Origin of the sequence: Acinetobacter sp. Swhac1, assembly GCF_013390985.1 — a bacterium.
In the GTDB taxonomy this organism is placed as follows: Bacteria; Pseudomonadota; Gammaproteobacteria; order Pseudomonadales; family Moraxellaceae; genus Acinetobacter; species Acinetobacter towneri.
In genome coordinates, this window is sequence record NZ_JACASN010000014.1 from 48273 (window position 1) to 75144 (window position 26872).

Annotated in this window: 25 protein-coding genes, 1 tRNA gene and 4 pseudogenes; 11 read left to right on the forward strand and 19 right to left on the reverse strand. The window is 40.9% G+C overall.

Annotated elements, in window-relative coordinates; all coding sequences use genetic code 11:
* Positions 1-136 precede the first annotated feature (136 nt).
* Positions 137-418 carry a DUF2798 domain-containing protein gene (locus tag HX743_RS08875; RefSeq protein ID WP_004970219.1) on the reverse strand — a complete coding sequence of 94 codons (282 nt, stop codon included), beginning with the start codon at positions 416-418 and terminating at the stop codon, positions 137-139.
* 195 nt (positions 419-613) lie between these two features.
* On the opposite strand from HX743_RS08875, the gene argS reads away from it, so the two are divergent.
* Both argS and HX743_RS08885 read left to right on the forward strand, forming a co-directional pair.
* Positions 614-2404 carry an arginine--tRNA ligase gene (gene argS / locus HX743_RS08880; RefSeq protein WP_104852866.1) on the forward strand — a complete coding sequence of 597 codons (1791 nt, stop codon included), beginning with the start codon at positions 614-616 and terminating at the stop codon, positions 2402-2404.
* Between the two features lie 34 nt (positions 2405-2438).
* On the forward strand, positions 2439-3047 hold the full coding sequence (locus HX743_RS08885; RefSeq protein ID WP_004970222.1) for an SPOR domain-containing protein: 609 nt from the start codon (positions 2439-2441) through the stop codon (positions 3045-3047).
* 95 nt (positions 3048-3142) lie between these two features.
* Here the strand turns inward: HX743_RS08885 and HX743_RS08890 are convergent, their stop codons facing one another.
* From HX743_RS08890 to HX743_RS08900, 3 genes are all read right to left on the reverse strand, one after another.
* Positions 3143-3796, reverse strand: coding sequence for a glutathione S-transferase family protein (locus tag HX743_RS08890; RefSeq protein WP_004970224.1), 654 nt, complete (start codon positions 3794-3796; stop codon positions 3143-3145).
* Between the two features lie 123 nt (positions 3797-3919).
* Positions 3920-4318, reverse strand: a complete 399-nt coding sequence (locus HX743_RS08895; RefSeq protein ID WP_178319027.1) for an OsmC family protein — start codon at positions 4316-4318, stop codon at positions 3920-3922.
* A gap of 32 nt (positions 4319-4350) precedes the next feature.
* Positions 4351-5298: a pirin family protein gene (locus tag HX743_RS08900; protein ID WP_178319028.1), complete on the reverse strand. Its 948-nt coding sequence runs from the start codon at positions 5296-5298 to the stop codon at positions 4351-4353.
* Positions 5299-5543: 245 nt separating this feature from the next.
* Here HX743_RS08900 and HX743_RS08905 point away from each other — a divergent pair, with 245 nt between their 5' ends.
* Positions 5544-6836, forward strand: coding sequence for a GGDEF domain-containing protein (locus HX743_RS08905; protein ID WP_178319029.1), 1293 nt, complete (start codon positions 5544-5546; stop codon positions 6834-6836).
* Between the two features lie 233 nt (positions 6837-7069).
* Here HX743_RS08905 and guaA read toward each other — a convergent pair whose 3' ends face one another.
* The gene (gene guaA / locus HX743_RS08910) at positions 7070-8638 is read right to left on the reverse strand and encodes a glutamine-hydrolyzing GMP synthase (RefSeq protein ID WP_178319030.1); all 1569 of its coding nucleotides are present in this window, start codon (positions 8636-8638) and stop codon (positions 7070-7072) included.
* 224 nt (positions 8639-8862) lie between these two features.
* Positions 8863-9285, reverse strand: a complete 423-nt coding sequence (locus HX743_RS08915) for a DoxX family protein (RefSeq protein WP_178319031.1) — start codon at positions 9283-9285, stop codon at positions 8863-8865.
* A gap of 231 nt (positions 9286-9516) precedes the next feature.
* Between HX743_RS08915 and HX743_RS08920 the strand changes: the two genes are divergently transcribed.
* Positions 9517-10152 carry a DedA family protein gene (locus HX743_RS08920; RefSeq protein WP_096902210.1) on the forward strand — a complete coding sequence of 212 codons (636 nt, stop codon included), beginning with the start codon at positions 9517-9519 and terminating at the stop codon, positions 10150-10152.
* Positions 10153-10250: 98 nt separating this feature from the next.
* On the opposite strand, the gene HX743_RS08925 is transcribed toward HX743_RS08920, so the two are convergent.
* The 5 genes from HX743_RS08925 to HX743_RS08945 all read right to left on the reverse strand — a co-directional run bounded on the left by HX743_RS08925 (position 10251) and on the right by HX743_RS08945 (position 13233).
* Positions 10251-10841 carry a LysE family translocator gene (locus HX743_RS08925; protein WP_178319032.1) on the reverse strand — a complete coding sequence of 197 codons (591 nt, stop codon included), beginning with the start codon at positions 10839-10841 and terminating at the stop codon, positions 10251-10253.
* A 239-nt stretch (positions 10842-11080) separates the two neighbouring features.
* Positions 11081-11476 carry a hypothetical protein gene (locus HX743_RS08930; protein WP_004970241.1) on the reverse strand — a complete coding sequence of 132 codons (396 nt, stop codon included), beginning with the start codon at positions 11474-11476 and terminating at the stop codon, positions 11081-11083.
* A gap of 13 nt (positions 11477-11489) precedes the next feature.
* The gene (locus tag HX743_RS08935; protein WP_070155018.1) at positions 11490-12326 is read right to left on the reverse strand and encodes a ParA family protein; all 837 of its coding nucleotides are present in this window, start codon (positions 12324-12326) and stop codon (positions 11490-11492) included.
* A gap of 189 nt (positions 12327-12515) precedes the next feature.
* Positions 12516-12908 (reverse strand): SirB2 family protein, encoded by a 393-nt coding sequence (locus HX743_RS08940; protein ID WP_131261283.1) that lies wholly within the window; start codon positions 12906-12908, stop codon positions 12516-12518.
* Positions 12909-12921: 13 nt separating this feature from the next.
* Entirely contained in the window at positions 12922-13233 is a 312-nt protein-coding gene (locus tag HX743_RS08945; RefSeq protein WP_178319033.1) for a BolA family transcriptional regulator, read from the reverse strand.
* A 233-nt stretch (positions 13234-13466) separates the two neighbouring features.
* On the opposite strand from HX743_RS08945, the gene HX743_RS08950 reads away from it, so the two are divergent.
* Positions 13467-13542 (forward strand) — tRNA-Gly (locus HX743_RS08950).
* Positions 13543-13987: 445 nt separating this feature from the next.
* On the opposite strand, the gene HX743_RS08955 is transcribed toward HX743_RS08950, so the two are convergent.
* Positions 13988-14197 carry a helix-turn-helix transcriptional regulator gene (locus tag HX743_RS08955; RefSeq protein WP_084792783.1) on the reverse strand — a complete coding sequence of 70 codons (210 nt, stop codon included), beginning with the start codon at positions 14195-14197 and terminating at the stop codon, positions 13988-13990.
* A gap of 110 nt (positions 14198-14307) precedes the next feature.
* On the opposite strand from HX743_RS08955, the gene HX743_RS08960 reads away from it, so the two are divergent.
* The 6 genes and pseudogenes from HX743_RS08960 to HX743_RS08985 form a co-directional block, all read left to right on the forward strand.
* Positions 14308-14523 (forward strand): hypothetical protein, encoded by a 216-nt coding sequence (locus HX743_RS08960; protein ID WP_019837125.1) that lies wholly within the window; start codon positions 14308-14310, stop codon positions 14521-14523.
* Between the two features lie 12 nt (positions 14524-14535).
* The gene (locus tag HX743_RS08965; RefSeq protein WP_178319034.1) at positions 14536-15720 is read left to right on the forward strand and encodes a site-specific integrase; all 1185 of its coding nucleotides are present in this window, start codon (positions 14536-14538) and stop codon (positions 15718-15720) included.
* Positions 15710-15961 carry a hypothetical protein gene (locus HX743_RS08970; protein WP_178319035.1) on the forward strand — a complete coding sequence of 84 codons (252 nt, stop codon included), beginning with the start codon at positions 15710-15712 and terminating at the stop codon, positions 15959-15961. The genes HX743_RS08965 and HX743_RS08970 overlap by 11 nt, the downstream gene beginning before the upstream one ends.
* 65 nt (positions 15962-16026) lie before the next feature.
* Entirely contained in the window at positions 16027-16587 is a 561-nt protein-coding gene (locus HX743_RS08975; protein WP_178319036.1) for a DUF1376 domain-containing protein, read from the forward strand.
* Between the two features lie 10 nt (positions 16588-16597).
* On the forward strand, positions 16598-17344 hold the full coding sequence (locus HX743_RS08980; protein ID WP_070153652.1) for an ATP-binding protein: 747 nt from the start codon (positions 16598-16600) through the stop codon (positions 17342-17344).
* A gap of 51 nt (positions 17345-17395) precedes the next feature.
* Positions 17396-17814, forward strand: a pseudogene (locus HX743_RS08985) (ATP-binding protein); the annotation flags it as partial.
* Between the two features lie 130 nt (positions 17815-17944).
* Here HX743_RS08985 and HX743_RS08990 read toward each other — a convergent pair.
* The 7 genes and pseudogenes from HX743_RS08990 to HX743_RS09015 form a co-directional block, all read right to left on the reverse strand.
* Positions 17945-20821, reverse strand: coding sequence for a type I restriction endonuclease subunit R (locus tag HX743_RS08990; protein ID WP_178319037.1), 2877 nt, complete (start codon positions 20819-20821; stop codon positions 17945-17947).
* 50 nt (positions 20822-20871) lie between these two features.
* On the reverse strand, positions 20872-21936 hold the full coding sequence (locus HX743_RS08995) for a tetratricopeptide repeat protein (RefSeq protein WP_070153658.1): 1065 nt from the start codon (positions 21934-21936) through the stop codon (positions 20872-20874).
* Positions 21937-22063: 127 nt separating this feature from the next.
* The gene (locus HX743_RS09000) at positions 22064-23035 is read right to left on the reverse strand and encodes a hypothetical protein (RefSeq protein WP_178319038.1); all 972 of its coding nucleotides are present in this window, start codon (positions 23033-23035) and stop codon (positions 22064-22066) included.
* An 80-nt stretch (positions 23036-23115) separates the two neighbouring features.
* Positions 23116-23745: pseudogene (locus HX743_RS16560) on the reverse strand (restriction endonuclease subunit S); the annotation flags it as partial.
* Positions 23746-23832: 87 nt separating this feature from the next.
* Positions 23833-24324 (reverse strand): annotated as a pseudogene (locus HX743_RS16565) (restriction endonuclease subunit S); the annotation flags it as partial.
* Positions 24324-25892: a type I restriction-modification system subunit M gene (locus tag HX743_RS09010; protein ID WP_178319039.1), complete on the reverse strand. Its 1569-nt coding sequence runs from the start codon at positions 25890-25892 to the stop codon at positions 24324-24326. The pseudogene HX743_RS16565 and the gene HX743_RS09010, both read right to left, overlap by 1 nt.
* A 317-nt stretch (positions 25893-26209) precedes the next feature.
* A pseudogene (locus HX743_RS09015) lies at positions 26210-26779 on the reverse strand (HNH endonuclease); the annotation flags it as partial.
* Between the last annotated feature and the right edge of the window lie 93 nt (positions 26780-26872).

The window sequence follows — 26872 nt, forward strand, 5'->3', positions numbered from 1 at the left end:
ATGGATTGAGATGCACCATCTGACATCTGACTAGCTTAGCCCGAATTGCAGCAAATAGGGCATTTAGAAGTTTGATAACCAAATCTGAATGATTTTTATTTCTGATAGCCCATGTTATATAGGCATCGAACCTAATTTATTTGGGTGGTTGCAGTGGCGTCATATCTACAATTAAGCCAGTGAACTTACGCACCAAAGGCAGCACACATAATACGACTGGAAAAGCAAACGCCCAAGAAATCATCCAGTTATGCAACCACAGGGTAAAAAATCCCTCAATCCAGCCCAAATTTCGGATCATATTAATCAACGAAATGATGCCACTCATCAAACATGATAAAAAGAAAGGCATTACCACCGTGGCCCATTTCATGGGTAATTTGGGTACATTGCCAAAAATCATTGCACGTTGTTTCATGCTCCAGCCTTTTCGCCTCACTGAATGCCGCATACTATGCCATGAATTGCTTGCTTAAAGGATGATTTTTCAGGCAATTTGTTCATGCTTAGCTACAATCTCTGAAATTCGATAAAGCATACAATTGCACTCCCCTAAAGCCCCTGAAATTTGCTATATTTAGCGTTTTTCTGCACATCTATTTTTCGACTAAATATGAATACGGCAATACAAGCAGCGCTCGATCATGCAGTGCAATCCCTTCAAGCTGAAGGTGTACTCCCATCTGACTGGAACAATACGAGTAATTTAACCCGTACCAAAGACCGCAGCCACGGTGATTTCGCATCAAATATTGCCATGATTGCCTCTAAAGCCGCAGGCATGAAGCCACGCGATTTAGCCGAAAAAATTCTTGCTGCTCTGCCTGAAGTTGCAGACATCAGCAAAGCAGAGATTGCAGGCCCTGGTTTTATTAACTTCTTTTTAAATGCCGACCAGCGTTTTAGTGTTTTAGATCAAATTCAAGCACAAAAACAACAATTTGGACGCAGCCAAATCAATGCAGAAAAACGCATTCAGGTCGAGTTCGTTTCTGCTAACCCAACCTCAAGCCTACACGTGGGTCATGGTCGTGGTGCTGCTTATGGTATGACAGTTGCCAATTTACTTGAAGCCACAGGTGCTAAAGTTGACCGTGAATACTATGTCAATGATGCTGGCCGTCAAATGGATATTTTGGCGACTTCAACTTACTTGCGTTATTTGGAACTGGCAGGTCAAACGCTGGTGTTCCCCAAAAATGCGTATCAGGGTGACTACGTTAAAGACATCGCACAAAGCATTTTAAAACAGGATGGTGAACGCCATGTACGCCCTGTTGCAGATGTATATAACAATGTGCCTGAAGATGTGCAATATGCGGCAGAACTCGATGCCGATGGCAACAAAGTGGTCTTGTCGGGCGACAAAGAAAAACACATTGATGGTTTGATTTTCAATTCACAAACGCTCTTGGGTGATGATTATCGCGTGTTCCATCAGGCTGCGCTGAATGCTATTTTGGCCGACATTAAAGATGACTTGGGCGAGTTTGGTGTCACCTTTAACCAATGGTTTAGCGAAGCGTCATTGACTGAAAAAATTGATGAAGCTCTGCAAACACTAGATCAACGTGGTTATCTATACGAACAAGACGGCAATATCTGGTTTAAATCGACCGCATTTGGCGATGAAAAAGACCGTGTGGTGAAACGCCGCAATGGTCAAACCACTTACTTTGCTTCAGACATTGCTTATCACCTGAATAAATTACAACGTGGCTACACAGACCTAATTGATATTTGGGGTTCAGATCACCACGGTTATATTTCACGTGTGAAAGCGGCCATTGATGCACTAGGCTACGACTCGAAAAAATTAACGGTACTGTTAGTGCAGTTCGTGAGCTTATGGCGTGGTGGTGAAATGGTACAAATGTCATCCCGTTCAGGTCAGTACGTGACCTTGCGTGATTTGCGTAAAGAAGTCGGCAACGATGCTGCACGTTTCTATTACGTCATGCGCAAATCTGAACAGCACATTGACTTTGACCTAGATTTGGCCGTTTCACAAAGTAAAGACAATGCGGTCTACTATATTCAATATGCTCATGCACGTATTTGTCGTATGCTCGAAAAAGCTGCTGCTACGCAATTGAATTTTAATGCGACAACTGCACGTCAGTTTGCCGCTAAACTTGAGCTAGATGCTGAAACTGAAATTTTAGCCAAACTGGCTGCGTATCCTGAAATTTTAGTACGTGCTGCCAACAGCCACGAACCGCATCAGGTAGGTAACTATTTGAAAGAATTAGCAGCATTGTTCCACGGTTGGTACAATGAGCATAAAGTTCTGAATGATGATGCAGCCTTGACTCAAGCACGCTTATTGCTTTCAGTAAACGTACAACAAGTCTTGCGTAATGGTTTAGAATTATTAGGTGTCTCTGCACCAGAAACAATGTAAAAGCCAAATAAAAGCATAACAAGAGGAAGTCCACGTGTTTGGAAAAACGCAACGCGGTGTATCTGAACGACCGAATAAGCCCAAAAAACCACTAATTCCAACGTGGTTAGGCACACTCGTGGTGATTTTAATCGTGTTGTGTTTTGCTGTAGCCTTAATGCTATGGAAACCGTGGGCACCTGTACAGCCTAAAGGGCAAATCAATTCTGAGCATTATCAGGAAGATACCAACAAAGACTATCGTTTTTATGATTTGCTGCCACAGCAACAGGTTACCCCAATTCCTGAGCAAGCGGTGCCTGAAACACAGCAACAGAATACCGTAGTCATTGTTGAAGCGCCTGCTGCTGTAGAGGCGCCAGCGGCCAGCGAAGCCAATGTTGGTCTGACAGAAATGCCTGCCCCTGTGGTACAAGCCAGCTATATTCTACAAGTGCGTAGCTATACCGACCCAGATGCTGCAGATGCACGTCGTGCCGAAATTATTTTGAATGGTTTATCGGCAGATGTAGTGAAAAGTGTAGAAGGTGGTGAAACTTGGTATCGGGTGATTTCAGGCCCTTATGATTCAGCCGATGCTGCAGTGATTGCTCAGCAAACTTTGCAGCATAGTGGAATTGATTCAATTGTCGTGAAACGCTAAGCCTCATTGTTATCAATCGACCAAAATCAATTAAAAAAAGATGCCTCGGCATCTTTTTTTAGGTCTATAGAACGATGTACTCACAAAAATCATCGCTAGATTTGCATTAACTGCTGCTCACGTTCGCGTGCACGCTGAAATGCAGGACGCTGTTCCACGCGTGCCAAATAAGCCGCAATCTGTGGATAATGATGCCCGGTACGGCTTTGCAATGCTTGGAGCGGGAAACCCATTTGAATATCGGCAAAAGAAAAATCCCCTGCAAAATAATCATGTTTGCCCAAATAATCTTCTAAATAAGCAATATGATCTTTTAAACGAGGCTGAATAAACCCTGCTTTAACACCTGCAGTAATTTTTTGCGCCATTGGTCGAACTAACCATGGCACATGCTGCGGCACATTGGTCATCACCAATTGCATCACTAACAATGGCATTAGCGAGCCTTCGGCATAATGCATCCAGTATTGATATGCTTGCTGTGCTGAAGCCTGCTGCGGTTTAAACTGCCTTTGCGTATCATAATGCTGCTGCAAGTACTCCAAAATGACTGCAGATTCTGCAATGGTCTGCTCTGCATCCGTCAAAATTGGTGCTTTACCCAATGGGTGAATCAGCTTCAATTCATTGGGCGCACTTAAATTGGGCTGACGGTGGTAAAACTTGATTTCATAGTCCAAACCCAGCTCTTCGAGCGCCCACAAAATGCGGAAAGAGCGGGATTGATCAAGGTGGTGTAAAGTAATCATAAACGTCCTATTTTGTTTTTATTACATCTGTTTTAAGTGATTGTTATATCTTCTGTTTCACGCAACATTATAAAAAGGCATGTCCTGCATGCCTTTTTATAAGAGACGGATTCAACTCTAGGTTTAACCCAATTCAGTACGAATTTCCACACTGCGTAACAAGGTTTTCGTCACAGGTGTTTTTTGACAGATATTCAGTACTTTTTGCTGTAATTCTGCATCTAACGCTGCTTCAGTTTGCACACGGCGTTCAATCCACTCCTGCCCTTCCTGATTGGTAAAGAAGTCCGCCTCGACCTGAATTTTGCCAAAATCCAAACCCTTATGCTGTGCATACATACGCAAGGTAATCATGGTGCAAGCGACCAAACTGCTACATAACAGATCATAAGGTGCAGGACCTGCATCTTGACCACCTAACTTTTCAGGCTCATCTACCTTCAATTGGTGCTGACCACTTTGGATCTGACCTTGCCATGCCGTGTCTAAACTGCGTACCTGTGCTGTGCCAATCTTGGCCATAAGATGCTCCCTATAGATTGATATTCCATCATTTATTTTGATGCACGCATTTTTGCGGGGAAAGTCGGCGCTTCTAAACGTGGTCCATCGTAGTCTGGTATTGTGCCAAAACGAGGATCATGATTGACCCATTGCTCACGTGCAATGCTGAGTTCCTCTTGGGTACGACCGACGAGATTCCACCACAACAAAATTGGCGACTCAAAAGGTAAACCGCCCAATAGCAACAGACGCGCACCCGCATGTAAATCTAGCTGAATTTCGGTTAAGCCTGGTTCAAGCACCAGCATATTTTCATCGTTTAATTCATGCCCATGCACAGTGGCTGTGCCTTCCAGCATCATCAAACCATATTCAAATTTAGGATTCAGCGGCAAACGGGTTGTCGTGCTGGTTTCACTATAAATATCTACCCCTAGCAACTCACTATGTACTAATACTGGTGAAGTGGTATTTAAAAATTCACCAACTAAGATGGTAAATTCCACTCCATCTAGCAAAACCACAGGCAAGTCAGGGTAATGATCAAAACGTGGCGCCATATTGCGCTGATCATCAGGTAAAGCAATCCACAGTTGCGCTGTATGCATGTGTGTTTCGGTGTCGGGAGCAACTTCGGTATGTGAAATACCATAACCCGCGGTCATTAAATTAACCTGTTTGGGACGAATCAATTGCTTAGTACCCAAACTGTCGGTATGCATAATGCTGCCTTCAATCATCCAGGTGAATGTTTGCAAACCAATATGTGGATGCGGCCCGACATCTAAGCCTTCACCTTGTGGAAAATTAACAGGACCTGCGTGATCTAGAAAACACCATGCCCCAATCATGCGTTTATGCCGACTCGGTAAAGCACGTTTAATTAAAGTTCCCTGCCCAATTTCAGCACTAAGCAGTGGAAATTCCTGTATAAATTGCTTGACGTACTTATCACAATCGTCTGAATTGGAAAGCTCGGTATAATTGCTGTTGCTCATCCTATACCTCTTATATTTCTGTAAATTCCTTGACTATTAAATATAGTAAATCACTAACGAAGAGCAAGATGAAATTTGTTGTTCTGATTTTTATGGTTCAAACTTGAACTACACCTTAAAATATATGGCATAATTTTGACCAAAATTTAAAAAAATAGAGAAAATACCCAAATTTAGGGAGGTTATTTTTTCTGCATTTTGCGCATAATCCTCACTATAAGTTGTCAATTTGAGTAAATATCGCTATGTCTGTAAAAGCTCGAATGGGGGAACAGACCCGTTCGAAGATTTTAAGCAATCAGGAAGCCTCAGAAAAACTTTTAAAAACAACTGAGTGTGATCTTGAAAACCGACAAGCAATTGAAAAAGCATTGCAGCACCCTGCTGCGCAACTTCCACCACAATTTGAAACACATTTTTATCAACACCAGAATTTACATCAGCGTCGTTCTTTACGCCAAGTCAATTACATTGGGCAAATGACGTTCCTGCTGTATTTCTTTATCGATTATTTCATCATTCCAGATGTCACTACACTCTCGGCGACACTCCGTCTCAGTGCTGTTGTCTTGGCGCTGATTGGCAATTATTTCTGCTTTAAATTGATCAAAGATATTCGCCTGCTGGATTTAATTTTACCAGTCAGCGCCACACTGTGCTGCGGTATTTGGTTTTATATCCTGTCGCAATCACAAAGCCCTTGGATTTCCACTTATGTGTATGCCTCGGTCATTTTTGTGCTCATGGCGAACCTATGTATTCAAGTGCGTTTCCGCCCTGCGGTCTACAATTCATTGGTCATGAGCGTACTCATGTTTTTGGGGGTGATTTCCCTCACCAATTTGCAGGATGCCTTAGTTTTTATGGTGGTGTATATCCCTGTATGTTTGTTGAGTTTGTATATCAGTTGGATCAACACTCTAAATGCCCGCCATCACTTTTTACGCAGTTTGCTGGATGACTGGAATTTTCATACCTTGCAAGCCTTGGCACACACCGATGAACTGACCCAACTCAATAACCGACGTCAGTTTGTACACATGGCAGAACACAAAATTCATGCCTGGCCTAAATCTGAATCGGTCTGCTTACTAATGTTTGATGTCGACTTTTTTAAACAAATTAACGATACCTATGGGCACGATATTGGAGATCGGGTCTTACAAAATATTGCAGACATTGCTCGTAAAGAAATGCGCCGCAAGGATATTTTGGCACGCTTTGGCGGTGAAGAGTTTATCGCTCTGCTTAGTGAAACCAGCTTAGATGAAGCACTGATGATTTCAGAACGCTTAAGACAAAAAATTGCTCAGCATGAAATGTGCATTGATAAAAAATGTTTTAATTTCACTGTCTCCATTGGAGTATCCAGTTTAAAACCGCAACAAACTGACTTACAGCTGTTGATTAAAGAAGCCGACCTCGCACTTTACCAAGCCAAACAAAGCGGACGTAACTGCGTGATCAGTTATGATGTGGGAATGTCTGAGCCACCCGAACCGATTTTAAAAAAAGAAGTTAAATCTTGGATGATCTAAAGATATAAAAAATGAGCACATTACGTGCTCATTTTTTGGGTTTTTGGGGCTAGAGTATGTTTAAAAAACCCTAGCTGCCGCAAGCATCTTGCACCCATTTTAAAAGCCGTGCTTTAAAATGGGCTCATGTCGTAAAACTGGCAAGCAGCAGTGCTGCTTGAAACCCCTAGCTGCCGCGCGCATAGCGCTTGGCGTAATTCAGGCACGAAGCAGTGCTTCGTGAAATCCCTGAATTACTCCCATTCAATGGTTGCAGGTGGTTTAGATGATACGTCATAAACCACACGTGAAACCTCTGCAATTTCATTCATGATGCGCGTTGAAATACGGTCAACCAAATCATACGGCAAGTGTGCGAAACGTGCAGTCATAAAGTCCACTGTTTCTACGGCACGTAGTGCGATTACCCATGCATAACGACGGCCATCACCTACGACACCAACTGATTTTACAGGTTGGAATACTGCAAATGCTTGAGCTGTTTTGTCATACCAGCCACTTGCACGTAATTCCTGCATGAAAATATCATCAGCTAGACGTAAAATGTCTGCATATTCTTTTTTCACTTCACCCAAAATACGCACGCCCAAACCTGGACCTGGGAATGGATGGCGGTAAATCATGCTGTGTGGCAAGCCTAAAGTGGTGCCAAGCTTACGAACTTCATCTTTAAACAAGTCACGTAATGGTTCAACCAATTCAAAAGCTAAATCTTCTGGTAAACCGCCCACGTTGTGGTGTGATTTAATCACATGCGCTTTGCCTTGTTTGCTGGCTGCAGATTCAATCACGTCTGGGTAAATCGTACCTTGTGCCAAGAATTTCACGCCATCTAATTTACGCGCTTCTTCGGCAAAGACTTCAATAAATTCACGACCAATGATTTTACGTTTTTTCTCAGGATCAACTTCACCTGCCAACGCGCTCAAGAAGCGTTGTTCTGCATCGGCACGAATCACGCGAATCCCCATGTTTTCTGCAAACATTTGCATCACTTGATCGCCTTCGTTCAAGCGCAACAAACCATTGTCTACAAATACACACGTTAATTGATCGCCAATGGCTTTATGCAACAATGCCGCAACCACAGATGAATCGACACCGCCCGACAAACCAAGCAATACTTTTTCATCGCCAATTTGCTGACGTAATTGCTCTACACGCAAGTCGATAATGTGTTCTGGTGTCCACAAACCACGACATCCACAAATTTGATGTACGAAGTTAGACAGTAATTCTGCACCTTTAGCCGTGTGCGTTACTTCTGGGTGGAATTGAATACCATAGAAACGGCGTGTTTCATCAGAAATCATCGCCACAGGGCAGCTTGGTGTGCTAGCCGTAATTTGGAAGCCTTCTGGAATGCGTGCCACTTTATCGCCATGGCTCATCCAAACGTGCAATTGGTTTTCACGGTCTTGCAAGTTACCAATCAGTTTGTCACGTACCAAAATATCGACTTCGGCATAACCGAATTCATGTACTGAACCCGCTTCAACTTTACCGCCCAGTTGTTCTGACATGGTTTGTAAACCATAGCAGATACCCAGTACAGGTACGCCTAAGTTAAATACAATTTCAGGTGCGCGTGGACTACCCGCTTGGTGAACACTTTCAGGTCCACCCGATAAGATAATACCGTTTGGATTAAATGCAAGAATGTCTTCTTCCGACATATCGTAGGCATACATTTCAGAATATACGCCCGCTTCACGAACACGACGTGCGATCAGCTGGCTATATTGCGAACCGAAATCCAGAATCAGGATACGATCTTCAGTAATTTGAGTATTGGTAGTCATGACAAACAACTATAGAAAGGCAAACGAATTAAGCGCGCTATTCTAGCATTTTTCCACGCCTTGCGCACACTATTCAGACAATCCTAAAAATGGCTATTTTTCTTCGTGATATTGCAGTGACCACATACTCTAAGTTTTAAAAGACTATGCATTTTCTATGGCATAAAAAAAGCAACCTTCTTGAAGATTGCTTAAATTGTTGAGCTGATGTGGAAATCAATGACTTACTTTTTTGCTTCCAAAAGATGGTCTAGACTTATTTTGCCTGCACCGTAAAGCATGATGTAGAAGAAACCACCTGCTAAACCAATATTTTTCATTAAGTTCAAGGCATCTTCTGGCGCGCCATGGAACAAAAATGCAGTCACGAGACTAAAAACACCTAAGCCCAAGCCGACCACTCGTGCCTGAAAGCCCAATAAAAGTGCCAAACCACCGCCCAATTCCAGCAAAATAACGAACGGCAATAATGAACCTGAAACACCCATCTCCTGCATATAACCCACAGTTGCCTCATAGCCTGCGATTTTGCCCCAGCCAGATACAATGAATAAGTACGCTAAAAAAGCACGTGCAAATAAACTCACAACAGCCTGCACACCTGCGTGTTCGACCACACTTTTTACCACAACATTTGGATTAAACATCAGATCACCTATATTTTTGATTCATTCTTGAAGACAAATACATCTTAGTTTTTTCAAAATTCAGGATAAATACGCATTTAAAAGACATGTTGTTGCATCTATGCAACGAAAAAGAACCGATGTGGCTGGTCTAGCATCCCTAAAATCACTGTGAAAATTATTTACCTTTTCATACTGACTTTCCGCCTGTGGACTGCTAGGATTTGAGCACACTTTCGCTTGTTTTTTCCCATGGAACTGATTGATTTTATATTACACGTCGATGAACATTTGCTCGAATTCATCACCCAATATGGGGTATGGATTTACGCTATTTTATTCCTGATTATTTTTGTAGAAACGGGCTTGGTGGTCATGCCGTTTTTACCTGGCGATAGTTTACTGTTCGCGGCAGGCGCATTGGCTGCATCGACAGGAGTGATGGATCCGTGGATTTTGGGTATTTTATTGTTTACTGCTGCGGTACTCGGTGACACCCTGAATTACCACATTGGTAAATATATTGGTCCACGGGTTTTTGAACTGGAATCACGTTTTATCAATAAAAAACATTTGATCGAAACCCAGAAGTTTTTTGAGCGACACGGCGGAAAAACCATTATTTTTGCGCGTTTTGTGCCTTTTGCGCGTACCTTTGCGCCCTTTGTGGCGGGTGCAGGCAGCATGAATTATAAATACTTCCTAACCTATAACGTAATTGGCGCTTTTTGCTGGATCGCGTCGTTTATTACACTCGGTTATTTGTTTGGCAATATGCCAATTGTGAAAGACAATTTCACCCATTTAATTTTCGGCATTATTATTTTAAGTGTCTTGCCTGGGGTGATTGGTTTTATTCGCCAAAAACTCAAGAAAAAAACTGCTTAAGTTGTGAAATTTTTTGGGCATGCCTGTTGAACAGTGCTGCCCTTATCCATTCAAAATAGGTGAGATGAGTGCTCAACTCACCAAAAATCTCTAAATCTTTAGAAAAAACGTGCCACCACAGGCAGCATACACACCACCAACAGCAAAGCCGAGCCTTTATATAACAGATCTGCAGTCACTTTATTGGTTTCTCGCGCCAAAACTGCTCGCCCAAAAGACATCCAAAATAACGCTGTTGGCAATAAAATCAGACCAAATAAGACATAGACCATAGCAAAGTTGGTCGGGTTATCCCACGTTTCTGTAGGAAAAATACCTGCAGCAAATAACAAGGCTTTTGGGTTTTTAAAAGTCGAAAAAAATAATTGTGCAGGGCGAATGGCAGAGTGCTTTTGACAATGTTGTTCTAAATGTGACTGCTTCCATAAATGAAAAGCCATCCAAAACACATAGCCTGCGCTTAAAACATGCAGTATATCAATTAAATAAGGCCAAATTGGCGCACTCAAATGAATGAATAACGCCCACAGACTAATGGCATACATATAACCAAAAAACTCTGCGGGAATCAGCAGACTGGTTTTGGCAATGCCTTGTTGGTGGGCTGAGCTTGCCAATAGCGCATTGGTCGGGCCAGGAATCATCAAGACCCCAATCATTGCTAGGACAAAGAGCCAACTTTCAATCATAAACACCAAAGCATGCGAATCAAAAATAGGAGCACACCTTATATGAAAGCCATTGAAAATGACAAGTTTTTCTATCTGGCAGGACTAAACCAAGGGTATTAATAGAATAGAAAATAAAATTAAGTTTTTGTTTTTTAATTATTAGATTGAGATCAGTCTAATTATATTGCTACATTTTTTAAGCAATGGTGCTGCACAAATGGCAGCACCACGGACGAAATATTCGCAAATCCTAAAATTTAAGATGTTACAGGTTTGGGCTTAACAATAATCGGGCAAGCTTTAAATTTTGCTGCTTGTACAATGGCTTCTTGTTCACCTAAAAGACGTGCCAGTTCTGTTCTTTTAGTATTGGATGACTGTCCCATATTGACTGAAACACTCGGTGCAACGCCCCAACCGCCACGGCTTCCCCAACCACCGCCTAAACCGATACCTACACCAACACCTGTACGTTTCGGCGCTTCGACACCGCTTTCAATATATTGCTGAATACGGTTATATTCGCTTTGTAATTGTTGGCAATTCAAAGCCTGATAATGTGTAGGCGACACATAGCTAGGTTTCACTGTGGTCGCACAAGCCCCCAGCAATAAACTACTTGCCGCGACAAGACCAATTGCAAATGTTTTCATGTCTACCTCTGTATCACGCTTGCTCAATTTCATTGAACAATGATTGATAGGCCTGCGTCAATTTATGATCTGTTGCCAAATGAATTAATGGCAAATTTTTATGATGTGATTCTTTCATCAACACCGAAGGCGGTAACATACTATTCAAAACAGGCAAACCTTCATCTTTGAGTTGCTGCACCACTTCACGCGGTAACTTGGCCTGTGCCTGATATTGATTCACCACAATGCCTTCAATTTGCAAGTTTGCATTATGGTCATCCTGAGTTTCCAACACATTTTCAATCAGGCTTTGCAAAGCGCGTTTAGAAAAGACATCGCAGTCAAATGGAATGAGCACCCGATCTGCAGCAATTAATGCCGATAAGGTAAAAAAGTTAAATGCAGGCGGGGTATCAATAAACACGCGGTCATATTGATCGGACAATTGTTGCAAGGCATCGCGCAGCTTATAAATTTTATGTTTCGATTCAAGTGCATGTGCCAAGCCGCCCAATTGCGGACTCGCAGGAATCACATCCAAATTTTTAAATGGCGATTGATGCACATAAGCTTCTAAACCTTTGCTGCGGTTTTTTAAAATTGAGCCTAAAGCATTGCCCAGTAAACCTTTGGATTGGTTTGCACCCAACACTTCTTCAAAATAATTTTCGATGTTGGGCTCAAGCGCAGGCTTGTCGGCAGAATAAGTAGCATCATCACCTAACAAATATTGGCTGGAGTTGGCTTGCGGGTCGAGGTCAATCACCAATGTTTTTAAACCCTGATGCGCACTGATTGCAGCCAAATTGACGGTAATACTGGATTTTCCAACACCACCTTTCTGATTAAACACCACACGTGTGCGCATTGCCGCCCCTCTTTTCAATTTTTGTTGTGACATCACTTCAGTTTAACTGAGCTGTAAATATTCTTGCCGAATTATGTCTAACAATTCGCCAGTGCTCAAATATGCAGCCAATCTTTTGCCAATATTTACATACATTCAATGCTCGTGAGTTCACACCCACGAGCAACATCCACAATAAGATCTGCTGACTTAGCCAAAGCTTGGCTTTAACATTACTAAGCCTAAAATGGCAAAAAATGCGACTAAAGCTAAGCCCCAACCGACACGGCGTTGAATCAACAAAATACTGTCATCTTTTTTATACGCTTTGATTAAAGATGACAGCATCACCAAAAATAAAATAATTTTGGCATAAAACCATGTTTCGACTTGAAAGTCTTTTAAAAACAAAGCAATGACACCTGTCACCACAATCAGCGTCAGTGCCGAGTGTTGCAATGCCACAAAGACTGTCCACGCTTTAGGATTAGGCGAGTTATTTTGTGTGCCCTTAAACAAAGTCATGGCACGCACAAACAGCACCAATAATAATAAAGCAGCCGCAGCAACGTGAATGGTATTCAGCATTCCTAAATTTTCCATTTATTTCATTCCATTACGATGTTTTTGGTGCGTGGGCGCATTCTGGGCTGCTGGTGTCTTGTCCCTGCCATTCAGATGCAACAAAGGCATGAATCGCCAGTGCATGAATTTTATTTGGCGCAAGTAAGTCACCTACAGCAGCATAAATTTTTTGATGACGTTGTACGGCGCGTAGCCCCTGAAAATCTTCACTCACCATCACCACTTTAAAATGCGACTCTTTACCCGGGAAATAACCGCCATGTCCTGCAGATTCGTTCACCACCTCTAAATGGCTTGGATTGAAAACGGCTAAGCGTTGTAGCAACTGTTGTTCTAAGCTCATGCTTGTATTTCCCCGAATGGTTTTAAAAGCTCTCTGAAGTATAACGTGTTCTGTGTGATTCGCAGCATCTTGCCGTGAGGATTCTTCGATTTACGATTCGCACCACTTTTCGTTATGAAATTTAGGCTGATGACTGCTGTTTTTTCTAAAAATGTTGTTTATTTATTCAGTCAGTACAACGATATGCAAAAAATGATTGACCCTATTTTTGCATCATGTATTATACACCGCATGCGGGAATAGCTCAGTTGGTAGAGCACAACCTTGCCAAGGTTGGGGTCGCGAGTTCGAGTCTCGTTTCCCGCTCCAGAATTTTAAAAGCCTCAGTCGAAAGATTGAGGCTTTTTTTGTTGATTTTATTCAATATTTTTCTTCATAAGAGATCTTTATTCTAAAAAAAGTAAGTTTACAAAAGTGCTATATCAAAATTGGTGACCAAATGGTGACCAAATGGTGCCTTCAATAAATCAAAAAGATAAGAACCCCTTTCTAAAACTGCCTAAAAAAATATTCCACCGAAAATCTCTATGTCATTAGACTTCTATTATTTTCAATTCAATATTTTTCAAGATCAATTAGGATCGTGACCAAATTTGATCACACAATAAAACTCTCACAATTACAGATCATTTTAAGTTTTTAAAATTCAGCCCTACTTAACTCAATATCTACTACTTGTCTCACAATCAAAAAATACTCTAAAAAATAAGGTGACCAAATTTGGTCACCTTAATTTCATAAATATTTCATCGTCTTAAGATTCTTCAGCTTGTAATTTCAAAAGATCTCCTACCTCTACATTTAATAATAAACAGAGCTTCTCAATAGTTTCAAAATCAATACGAGTCGATTGACCATTATAAAGTTTATGCAGAGTGGTTTTACTCATCCCTGTTTCACGCGCAACATCCGCAACCTTCATTCTGCGTTCTGCTAATAAAACTGGTAAATTGCAAACTATCATTAATTACCACCATTGTGTAATAAAGTACTTGCATGATGTATTAAATGCTTATAGTATTGCATTGTAATCTTAAATAACATCATTGTGATACTTTTTAAAAGGATATACATATGAACTTCACGTATCTTACTACAAAAGAACTTTCGGAACGAATTCATTACAACGAGCGTACTATCCGAAATCAACTGAAAGATAGCGTCTTAATTGAAGGCGTTCATTACATTCGCCCATTTGGTGGGCGCAAAATTCTTTATGTTTGGGAACGCATTGAGGAAGATATGACAAAAACCTCGTTCGGCTCTCTTCATAGCCTACAACTACAATAGGAGCTCAATCACATGGCCTCAATCCGTACAAGATACGGCAAGCTTACAATTGATTTTCGGTACTTAAATAAGCGTTGCCGTGAAACAACTGCAATGGAAGATACACCTACCAATCGTAAAAAACTTGAAAAAGCGATTGAACGTATGGAAGCTGAAATGCTCTTAGGTGTATTTGATTATGCAAAATATTTTCCCAAAAGTGCTCGACTGGCAGAAATTAAAGCTGCTGAAAACCAAATCAATGCAGTGAGTTCTAAAGCACCTGTTTTTTCTAAGTACTGTGAAATATGGGTTGCTGATAAAGAAATAGAATGGCGTAACAGCTATGCAGAAAAAATTAGAATTGTTATTCGAAAATATTTAACTCCATATTTCGGAACAATTCCTGTTATTAACATCAAAAAGTCAGACATCCTTGGATTCCGTTCATCCCTCGCCAAAGTGACATACGGAAATAACCAAGAATGCCTTTCACCATCACGAATCAACCAGATTATGACAGTACTTCGTATGATACTAGATAGCGCATCCGAACGATATGATTTTGATAGCCCTTACAAAAACATAAAAAGTTTGAAAGAAGGTCGGATTGAAGTCACGCCTTTCTCTCTTGAAGAAGTTCAGCGAATTATTACATCTGTTCGTGACGACTTTAAACCTTATTACACCATCCGCTTTTTTACGGGTATGCGTACTAGTGAAATCGATGGCCTTCAATGGAAAAATATCGACTTGCAACGTCGTGAGATCCATATCCGTGAAGCGTTAGTGAATGGTGTTCTTGGTGGAACCAAAACGTATGGTTCTGACCGCACGATCCAGATGAATGACCGGGTGTACCAAGCCTTTCTGCAACAGAAAAGCCTCAACAACGGAAAATCGAACTTCGTCTTCTGCAACCGTGATGGTGGTCCTCTAGACTACCGTTTAGTTAATAAACGTGTATGGCACCCTATCCTGCGCTTTTTAGGATTAACGCCTCGTCGTGCTTATCAGACACGTCATACAGCAGCAACGCTCTGGCTGGCGGCAGGTGAAAATCCAGAATGGGTCGCTCGCCAATTGGGGCATTCAACGACTGAAATGCTATTCCGGGTCTATAGCCGTTACATCCCTAATGTTACGCGCCGCGATGGTAGTGCTTTTGAAGCCATGCTGGAGAGACTGAATACAGAGGAGCTTGCCCATGAACAGTAAAGCTTTCTTTGGCGGCGTAGTCGTTAGCCCAGAAGCAGATTTGGTCGCGCGTGAACTCATTCATGAGTTTCACATTCCGAAACTGCACAATCTGGCCTTTTTGCTGGAAATCAATAAATGTTTCGATGATCACCAAGCATTAAGACTTTGGCTACAGCGAATGCTGGATGAAGGGCAAGCTCATTACGATGACTTAGCTCAACAGGCCCGTGTCCGCTTAATGAGTCTCGCTCACTCATAAAACAAACATAAAAGGTCATCTAATTGATGACCTCAGCCCCTTTATACCTATAAAAAGGTGAACATATGCATAAAGATATTTCAATTTGGATGCCACTCTATATTGGCGACCTACAAGCGAAATTTGCACGAATGACAGCAGAACAAATTGGTGCGGCACTGCTGTTAATGATGGATTTCTGGAAAAATGGTGCCATTCCTCACGACCTAGCTACTGTATGTAGCATCACGAAATTACCGCAGCACACCAAGGCTAAAACTTTGTTGAATACGCTAATGGCCCTGGAATTGTTTGAAATCGAATCTGAGCAGATTCATTCAAATTTCTTAAGCAGTTTAAAAAGCCAGGCATTGCAAAATCAGCAAATGAAATCTGATAAAGCTAAAAATGCAGCTCAAGCACGTTGGGGCAAATCCGCAAGTAATGCTCAAGCATCAGCCAGGCAACGAAAAGTAAATGCTCAAGCAGCTCCTGAGAAGAGCCCGAGTATTACTCAAGTCATGCTTGAATCATGCCCTTCATCTTCATCTTCATCTTCATCTTCATCTTCATCTTCATCTTCATCTTCATCTTCAAATTTTGAAGAAAAAAATGAGAGTTTTTTAGAAAATTCAAAGTGGATTTAGGAGATCAGTCATGAATACCATGCTTAAAACACTCCAGTTTCGCGAAGAAACAACGGAAACACTTTGCCCTACCCATCATATACCCCTGATGGAAATTGCTGGTCACAGGCTCTGTAAATTGTGTGCCAAAGAAACCGTCCAACACTCACATGCAGCCTATGAGAATGAACTGCAACAGCGATTGCTAAAACAGAAAATTAAAAATTCAGGGCTCAATAAACGCTACCTGGATCGGGGCTTCAAGAATTATGTAGTTGCATGCCCTGCACAAGACAATACCATCAAACTATGTCAGGCCTTTGCACAGCAAATTATTTCTGACCACAACCCGAACATGTTGATGATTGGTACACCGGGTACAGGTAAAACCCATCTGAGTGCATCAATTATTCGCAACATTCTGCATAACAGTACAAAATCTGCACGCTACTATACCAGTGCAGAAATTGCTCAAAAAATGATGGATACCTGGTCAGATGCTTCGCGCTCTGAGAAAGAAGTCATCGACCATTTCTCCAGTTTTGATTTATTGGTGATTGATGAATATGGCCTGCATGACCGGCATGAAAAACGCCTGGAGATGGTGCATAAGGTTTTGTATAGTCGTTATGACAATATGAAATCTACCCTGCTGATTTCCAATTTCACAGTCCAAAATATGCAGCGGGATTTAGGTGTAAGATTATGGTCTCGGTTACATGAGAACCATTTGATTGTAGTGCCGTGTTATTGGGATGACCGACGAATAAGCGGATAATCGTGACTCTCACTTAAGCCAATTATCTTGCTGAGATGATTGGCTTTCTTTCTAAAGATTCCCTATAAGGCCATCATGAGCAATGTCAAAACCAAGTTTATTACCGCCGCCGATTTCATGCTGTAACTCAGTACAGCCTATCAGCAAGGTAAATTGAAAACCTATATGCAACGCGTGATACTCGCCCCGAAATTATTGATTATCGATGAAATTGGTTATTTGCCCTTTGGACGTGAAGAAGCGAATCTGTTCTTTAACGTGATTGCCAAGCGTTATGAAAAAGGCAGTACGATATTGACGAGTAACTTACCATTTAGCCAATGGTCTAAGTCGTTTGAGGATGATGTCACGTTGACCGCTGCGATGTTAGATCGTTATTGCATCACTGTCATGTGGTACAAATATCGGGTGAGAGTTATCGTTTGAAGGATAAAAAAAGAATAGGGATTCAGCCACAGGTTGAAACTTAATACGAGGTCAAAGGGGTCAATTTTAGAATGCCGTTGACACCGTTCTCTGCCACTGTCTTAGAAAGGGTGGAACAAATGCATACACCTAAAGAAGTAAAGCACCACTAAGGTGCTTTACTTCTTTGACAATTTAAAACCCCACATAAAATTTTTCAATCAGTTTCCGGGTCTTGACCAGCAAATTGCTAAACACGTTCTCCCGTTCAAACAGCTTAACCTTATAGTTTGGTAAGTCCTTCAACTCTTCTTTACGTGGTAGGCGTTTGGTGAACTCATAATGCTCCAGAACCTGCTTCATCGCTTCTGGTTTCAGGTTTTCTTCTTTACAAAGATGCTGATAGGCCTGTTCTTTTTCAGCATCCCAAAATGCAGCAAAAGCCGTTTGAACGCTCTGTCCATTGATCATCTTCGGTATGTTTTCTTCAATGAATTTTTGAATGAGGTCTTGCTTATCGTGCAAGCTAATATCACTACTGATTAAATCGTAAATTTGCGCTTGGTACTTCTGACGCTTGTCCTCTGAGTCCGTATAAACAACAAGCTGTAGCAGGTTGATGATATAACCAACATTAATGCGGTCACTGTGCAGTAAATCCAGCTGAAAATCGACATCATCCAGCACCGATACTTTTTCTTTCTTGGTGGTCTTTCTAACAGCACGGCATAGGTCAGCATACTTAGAGGCGAAGTTGGCAAAGTGCTGTTTATCTAATGCGGTTTGATCCTGGTCATATTCAATAAAAGTTTGTAATTGCGCGTTATAGCGCATCACTTCACGGAAAGCTTTAATAAATTCCAGTTGCTGTTCTTCAGTAATAAGATCATCGACTGATTGGTAATTGGGCGTTAAGGCAAACAGTTTGCTCACCGCTGCTTGGTAATCCTGTTCGATTTCCGCATAGCTTGGAACAAGGACGATCTTGGTCGTTTCTTTATTGGAAAATAGTGCCAGCGCTTCATCCGTTGCACGTTTTAGGTTGCGGAAACAGATGATATTGCCAAATGGTTTTTTATCGTTGTAGACACGATTGGTACGTGAGAATGCTTGAATCAAGCCATGATATTTTAGGTTTTTATCGACATACAAGGTATTTAGCGGCTTAGAGTCAAAGCCCGTGAGGAACATATTGACCACGATTAGAATATCAATCTGTCTATTTTTTACGCGCTGTGCAATGTCGCGGTAGTACGCATAAAATTGATCGCCAGAATTGTAGTTGGTTTTAAACTGTCGGTTGTAATTCGCTATGTAGCGATCTAGCTTATCCCGACTGGATGAATTGACCTGACTTGGAATATCTGCGGCTTCTTCATGAATCAAGCCATTTAAGTCATCAGTCGGTACAGCCTCATTTGCCGCATAGGAAAAAATGGTGGCAATAGTCAACGGTTTAAATATCCGACCTTGTGCTTCATCTTCAATTTGTTTTTCAGCCTGCACCTTTTCAAAGATGTCGTAATATTGAGTCAGTGTTTCGACTGAACTGACACAGAACATTGCGGTAAATTCACGATTACGGGTTTTGGTATCGTGGATATTGACAATGTAGCGGGCAATCATTTCTAGGCGTTGCGGGTTGTCATACAGTTCTTTGGTATCGATGCCTTCTACATCTTCCTCATAACTTTCATTCGTCGCCATGCCTTTGGCGGTGTATTTGCCACGATAATCAATCTGGAACTGCAAGACGTTACGGTCACGGATGGCATCGACAATCACGTATTTATGCAAACACTCATTAAACAGGTAATCTGTCGTCAGTTTTAAACCTGCTTTGCTTTGGCTGTTCTTTTCAAAAATAGGCGTACCGGTAAAACCAAACATTTGTGCATTGCTGAAGAATTTTTTGATGTTCTGATGAGTCTCACCAAATTGACTGCGATGACATTCATCAAAAATAAAGACCACTTTTTTATTTTTAAGATAATCAATCGATTCTAAATAACGGTCGGTGCTGATGGCCCGATTGAGCTTTTGGATGGTGGTCACAATCAGTTTGTCATGACGTTGATCGAGCTGTTTCACCAAGGTCGATGTGTTATCGGTGCTGTCGACGCTGTCGGCTTTAAAAGCATTAAATTCGCGTGAGGTTTGCGTATCGAGGTCGTTACGATCGACCACAAACAGAACTTTTTCCACATCAGGCATTTGCATGATGATCTGACTGGCTTTAAATGAGGTCAGGGTTTTGCCTGAACCTGTAGTGTGCCAGATATAGCCGTTCTGATCGGAGTTTTGCACATGCTCCACAATTTTCTGTACTGCATAAATCTGATAGGGACGCAGCACCATCAGGCTTTTGGTGGTTTCTAGCAGCACCATGTACTGAGTCAGCATTTGGGTCAGATGCTGCTGATTGAAAAAAGCTTCGGCAAAGTCGACAATTTCATTGATATGTTTATTGGTAACATCTGCCCATGGAAAGGCAAACTCGATGCCTGTGGTGCCGTTGGAGTAATAACGGGTATTGGCACCGTTACTAATCACAAAGAGCTGAATAAAACCAAACAGCACTTGCCCTGCCCAATAGGCTTCACGAATATAGCGTTGCGTTTGATTAAAGGCTTCGGCGATTTCCATGCCGCGTTTTTTCAGCTCAATCTGTACCAAAGGCAAACCATTGACCAGTAAGGTCACATCAAAACGGCTGGTACGGCCATTATAGTCGCGGTGATCGATGGTGATTTGATTGGTCACCTGATAGATGTTCTTGCTTGGGTCATCCGAGAGAAAAAAGATGTGTTTGCTGGTCCCATCATCAAATTTGACTGGGAACAGATCACGCAGATTCTTGGCGCGTTCAAACACTGTGCCTGTGTTTAAAAAACTGATGACCTGTTTCCATTCTGTTTCTGATAATGGTGCAAGTCCGTTGGCACGTTCAATTTGTGTTTTGAGATTAGACAGTAGTTGGCTTTCGTCCTTGAGCGTCACTGAGGCATAACCCAATTGCTTGAGCTGGCTAATCAGTTCATTTTCAAGTTGATATTCGCTTTGTACTGTCATGTTTCCCTCAAATAATAAAATACGTTTACATCTTTTATTTAAAATCAGCTTTACGCTTCACCTACTCCACAAATCAAGGTATAGGATGGGTTTGATGTATTTATTCCGATTAACTGGATATAAGTAGAAAAGTGGGTATCACCACTTTCATCAACAATAGGCAAACTATAGATATATGCCTGTTGTGCCTTTTCATTCTTGAGTGAATTCAATAATGGGAATTTTTTATCGAGATTTTTAAAAGCCTGATCACTCACTTGATCATTGTCTATAGCCATTATTTTTTTGTGTTCCGTCTGATATTGGCGAATTTGAGCTTGCGTGTAGCTATAGAACTTAAAATGGTCGCGCTGTTCTAAATAATCTTTGATTTTTTGTATATTCGCATCCTGCTTTAACTCTGCTTTATAATTAATGCCATAACCATAATAATTTGCGGTTTCAAGTTTTTTAAATATCGAAGTCTGTTTATTCTTAGGTAAAAATATTCGCATATCAGGCGTATCACCTTCTGAATCTTTATATTGAGGATAATATTTAAACTGATCTTGCTCCGCATAACTTTTTTTCAAAGACTGTTCTAATGCTTTTTCTGTTGTAGTTTTTACTTCAGATATTGCTAAGTTTTCTAAAAAAAATGAAGAGTTTCTCGCACGTGTATTCCATCCTTTACAGAGTAGGGCTTCATCTAAGCTGCTGAACTGATTTTGCTGGTTTTGCTGCTTTGTTGTGTTAATACTTTGCAGCATTTTAATCGCTTCTTGATCACCTTTTTGAGCAGCTTGCTGCAATAATCGAAGCCCTAACTGTGGGTTAGCAACAACACCATCCCCCGTTAAATTCATCTTGGCTAAAACAACTTTTGCAGGTGCATAGTTTTTTTCACTTGCGCGATGTAACCATTCCACCGCTTTTGACGTATTTCTTGGAATGAGTTTTCCCTCGTAATAGGCCATACCTAATTCATACTGGTTTTTGGCAAAGCCTATGACGATAGCCTTCGTTTGAAGTCCCGCAATGGCAGGAATGATCGGCTCATTAATATTTTCTGCGAAAACCGCTTGTGTACCCAATAGATTTGTACTTAGTAGCAGGCCCATAATGATTTTTTTCATGAATTTATCCTAATTTTTAATGTCGTGATCAGCGTTTGTACGTAATTTCAGTTATTCACTACTGAGGCTACGTTCTGAGTTAGCTTAAATAGGCGAGATGATTGATTGCAAAACTGAATCCATCTCACTATTTGGACTTGCCCTTATTACTTAAACTTTGCTTATACATTTCTACGATGTAATCGTTTTTATCTTTTAGATTTAAATTCGTGGTGCTGTAAGTGATTTCAATCGGATAGAGTGGCAAATCCTTATTGGTATCTACGACCTTATATTTACCTGCATAGCCATATTCGACTTCATCATTTTTGGCTTTGATATAGCGTGACCCAAACATGCCTGCATCGCCAACCCGTTTAATCTCTACTTCATGGTCTTGCAATGAAAGCATGTAGAATGATGATTCTGTTGCACCACCTGAAGTAAAGCCTGAGACAAAGATTGCACCCATTACATTTTTTCCAAGACGACGAAAGTCTTTTTGGATGTCTTCGATCTGCATATGACTTGAACCATAAGAGCTTGGAATATCAATTAATTGAGCTTGGGGATTGGTTAGTTCAAATTTGCCATTCGCGGCCTTTTTAAAATTTAATAAATAGCCTTTGGTATAAGAGCCATGACCTTGATTTACATCTTGCCCATTAAAAGTAGGCATACTTTCTACAAACACAAAGTAACGGGTTTGATTTTGTGCATTTTGATAAGTCAATGTTGGATGCTGCTGTAGAAAGCGAATCTCATTTTGATCATCAATTTTTTGCTGTACTGCAATAAACGGATTTTTAAGTTCGCTTGATCTGTAGCGTCCACTCAACTGAATTCGACCAAATAAAGTAGGGAGCAATTCGTTTGCGTTTAAACTGTTGAGCTGAATGCTGCTATTGCTGCTTTGATTTGATGCCGCGGATTGGCGTCCAGGAACCATTTGTTGAAGCATCAGATTTTTCTGTGCAATCAGGGTTTCCGTCCAGGTCATTTTGTTGCCATTTTTATCGAAAGCACCAAACTGCCCTTTTTCATTAAACCCAATATCGTATGCAAAAACACTACTTGTACAGATACTTAGAACTGTTGCTAATAATACTTTAGCTTTCATTTCACCCTCTATCTAAAATTGAATAATCAACGAATTATTCAAAAAAACCAAACTCACGAATGAATTTGGCAAAATTAAAATTATACAAACATCTGCTGCAACAAACCTTTTTTCCACTGTTTCGCTTGTTCAATTTGCTGTGCCACGACTTCAATTTTTTGGTCGATGGCAGATAAGAAATTGGCGATTTTGGTTTGTTCTTCTAAGCATGGAAAATCAAAAGTGAATTCGTTTAAAGTACCTGTCGTAATTTGATTAATACGAGCACCTAAATTCATTTGTACTTGCTCAAAGAACCAAGGAGTTTGCATCAAATACGCAATAAATCTATTGTACTTACTTCGATAAACAGACATAAATGCGCCAAATGTCATTACTTCATCATCATTGATGATGACACTTTTCCCAATAAGTCTTTGACTGCCATTTCGAGTACAAATCAAAATATCATTAGGCTGAACAATAATTTTATCTTGAATCTTTTTATTCACACGTACTTTATCTGACTTATCTAAACGTCCCTCTTTAATATTTGATGAACGTAAAACAAGTATGCCTGTGCCATCATTAGTCACATCTGTCGGAGAATAGGTCAAACCAATAATATTTTCACCCACCTCGCCAAGTTTTTTTTCCTCCCACTCCCCAAACTCACTCCCATCATCTGCTTTAAAACGAAGTTGCTGACTAAACAATTTTTGCATCATGCCTTGTTTATACTGGCTAAGTAGTTCGTGTTTTTGGGTGAGTTGGCTAATCTTTTCTTCGACTGCGGAAAGAAAAGAAGCGATTTTGGTTTGTTCTTCTTTTTCAGGAAATGAAATTAAAATTTCTTTAATAATTCCAGCACTTAGATTTTTTTGTCCACCTTCATTACTTAAGTCACGAATTTCCTCATAACGATTCATTAAGTTTTGAAAAATGAATTTTGTCTCAAACCCATTCTTAAGCTTAATAGCTGCACAGGCTTGGTTAGTAGTAGCATCTATTCCTAAAATAGCTACTTTTCCTCGAGTAATTCCTTGACCATACATAGCCATCAAAATTGTATCTTTATGGAAAAGTTTTGCAGATGAATTATCTAAACCAACTTGGGTAATAAATTCTTCAGCTTCGTTAATAACATTAAAATCTACAAGGCTTGTTGTAACCCAAGGAATATCGCCATTCCAATAATCACTAACGTTTCTACTAGGGGTTCCACCTGATGTCACAATAGAAATTTCCTCTATTTTATTTGTAGACCAATCCCCTTCAAACTCTTTAAATCTTAACTTTGGCGTAGCCATTACTTCACCTCCGCAAACGGTGAAACAATGCCTAGCTCTTTGCAAAAATCTGCAATCACCGCATCAGTTTTTTGGCTGTCGTGTTCCAAAGCTTGAAGCTGTTTTGCAATCGCATCTAAATCAATCTCGGCTTCTGCTTCAAAGGTATCTACATAACGTGGAATGTTCAGGTTGTAATCGTTATCTTTGACTTCTTGCAAAGTCGCCACATGCGCATACTTTTCAATATTTTCACGCTTTTCAAATGCCGCAACAATCTTATCCAAATGCTCAGGCAATAACTTGTTTTGGTTCTTCTGCTTTTCAAAATCATTGCTGGCATCAATAAACAGAATATTGCCGCTCTGCTCACGGTTTTTCTTCAACACCAAAATACAGGTCGGAATAGACGTGCCATAGAAAATATTGGCGGGTAGTCCGATGATGGCATCCACCACGTTCATCTGTTCAATCAAATACTGACGAATCACGCCCTCACTCGAACCACGGAACAATACGCCATGCGGTAACACCACCGCCATGGTGCCATTGTCATCCAGTTGATACAGCATGTGCTGTACAAACGCCATATCCGCTTTAGAACTTGGCGCCAGTTTGCCATACGCAGCAAAACGTTCATCTTGTAAAAATAACGGATCGGCAGACCATTTTGCAGAAAATGGCGGATTCGCCACCACCGCATCAAACTTTTTATCTAAATGCTGCGGACGGGTTAAAGTATTTTCCTGCTTGATGTCGAACTTAGCAAAATGCACATCATGTAGAATCATGTTCATGCGTGCCAAGTTGTAGGTGGTACGGTTCATTTCCTGACCGTAAATCATATCGACATCTTTTACTTCACGTTTTACCCGTAGCAACAACGAACCAGAACCGCAAGTCGGGTCATAGACTGAACGTAAACGCGCTTTGCCTTGGGTGACAATCTTCGCCAGTAAAGTCGATACCGTTTGCGGGGTATAGAATTCACCCGCTTTTTTGCCCGCACCTGAGGCAAATTCACCAATCAGATATTCGTAAGCATCACCCAGTACATCGGCTTCGGTATTACTAATATCAAAATCAATATCATCTAAATGACTCAGGACTTTCGCCACCAGTGCATTACGGTCACTGGCATTATTGCCAAGCTTGGTCGAGTTTAGATCCAAATCTTCAAACAGGTTGGCAAAGTCATCGGCAGAGTCGGTGCCTAAAGTGCTTTGTTCAATCGATTTTAAGGTCGCAGTTAAATCATCCAAAATGAATTCGCCCTGACGACCACGCTCAGCTAAGGTATGGAATAGCTGTTTTGGTGTGAGCGCATAACCGACTTCGGCAATGGCATTCTTTTTAATTTCTTCGATGTAGGGCACATGCTCAGGATTATTTTCATCTAATTCTAAAAAGCTGAGGTCTTCGCCATCGAGCAATTCGTTGGCAAAGTTCACCGACTTTTCTGATAAATATTTAAAGAAAATAAAACCCAGAATGTAATCACGGAATTCATCGGCGCCCATGGTACCGCGCAAAGTATTGGCAATATTCCAAAGTTGTTTTTGTAATTGTTGCAGTTGTACTTGGGTCATTGTTATGGAAGTCCAAATAAGTAAATCATTAATCAAATGATTTTACCTAAAATTCTAAATCATACAGCAGTAAAAAGGTGGAAAAGGACATTATTTGTCGTGCTCAAGCCAAGTGATCTGTCAACTCAAGCTCCAAACAGGTGAATATTCTAAATTTTGTAGCAGCATATTGTGAGAATGAAGGCCTCCAGTTAAAAGTCTGTAAGGGCTGAAAGCTCTAATTCAGCTGTCTATAGAATACTATCTTGCTGAATATTCAATTTGTTCTTGAAAATATTGGTCTTTGGATAACAGAATCTCTGCAAAGAATAACCGTCTCAAAAGACACCAGATATAGGATGAGCCAATATCTGTTTATCTTTGCCCCCCAACCAGACTAAATACTCATGCTCAATCGCCTGCTGATAGGCCCAGTCTGCAACCCGATGCGAACGTTGCAGATCGGTTAGAAAACCTAATTGAGAAATTTCTCGAATAATCGATTGATCATGCAGATGATTACGCTCCTGCCACTGATGTAAGAATTGCTGTGATGCTAAATAATTACTTTTTTGCGAGTTGTATTTTTCATCTGCCAGAACAAAATTATGTCCGGTATCAGCAGGATATAAAGACCATGGAATAAAATGATCCACGGCATATTTTGAATTTTTGAGACTTTTTCCACAGTAAAAACACTGTCATTGCTGTAAGTCAATTAAGAAGTCCGCGACCTGCCCCAATTGGTTACGACTTGGAGCAAACATGAATTCATCTAGGTCAGGTAACCCATCTAATACAGCCAAGTTCTGCTTATTCAGCCGGACAAAATCAATCCAGCGCTTCTGGCAAAGCTCTTCAATAATTTCACTAAACTGTCTCAAACAATACATCACTTTGGGTAAAAGTGAACCGTACCGGGTTTGTCGGAGACTTTTTATTTAAGTTAGGCCACCTGACCTAACGGATTAATTTTATCATAGTACATTGCTTCAAAATCA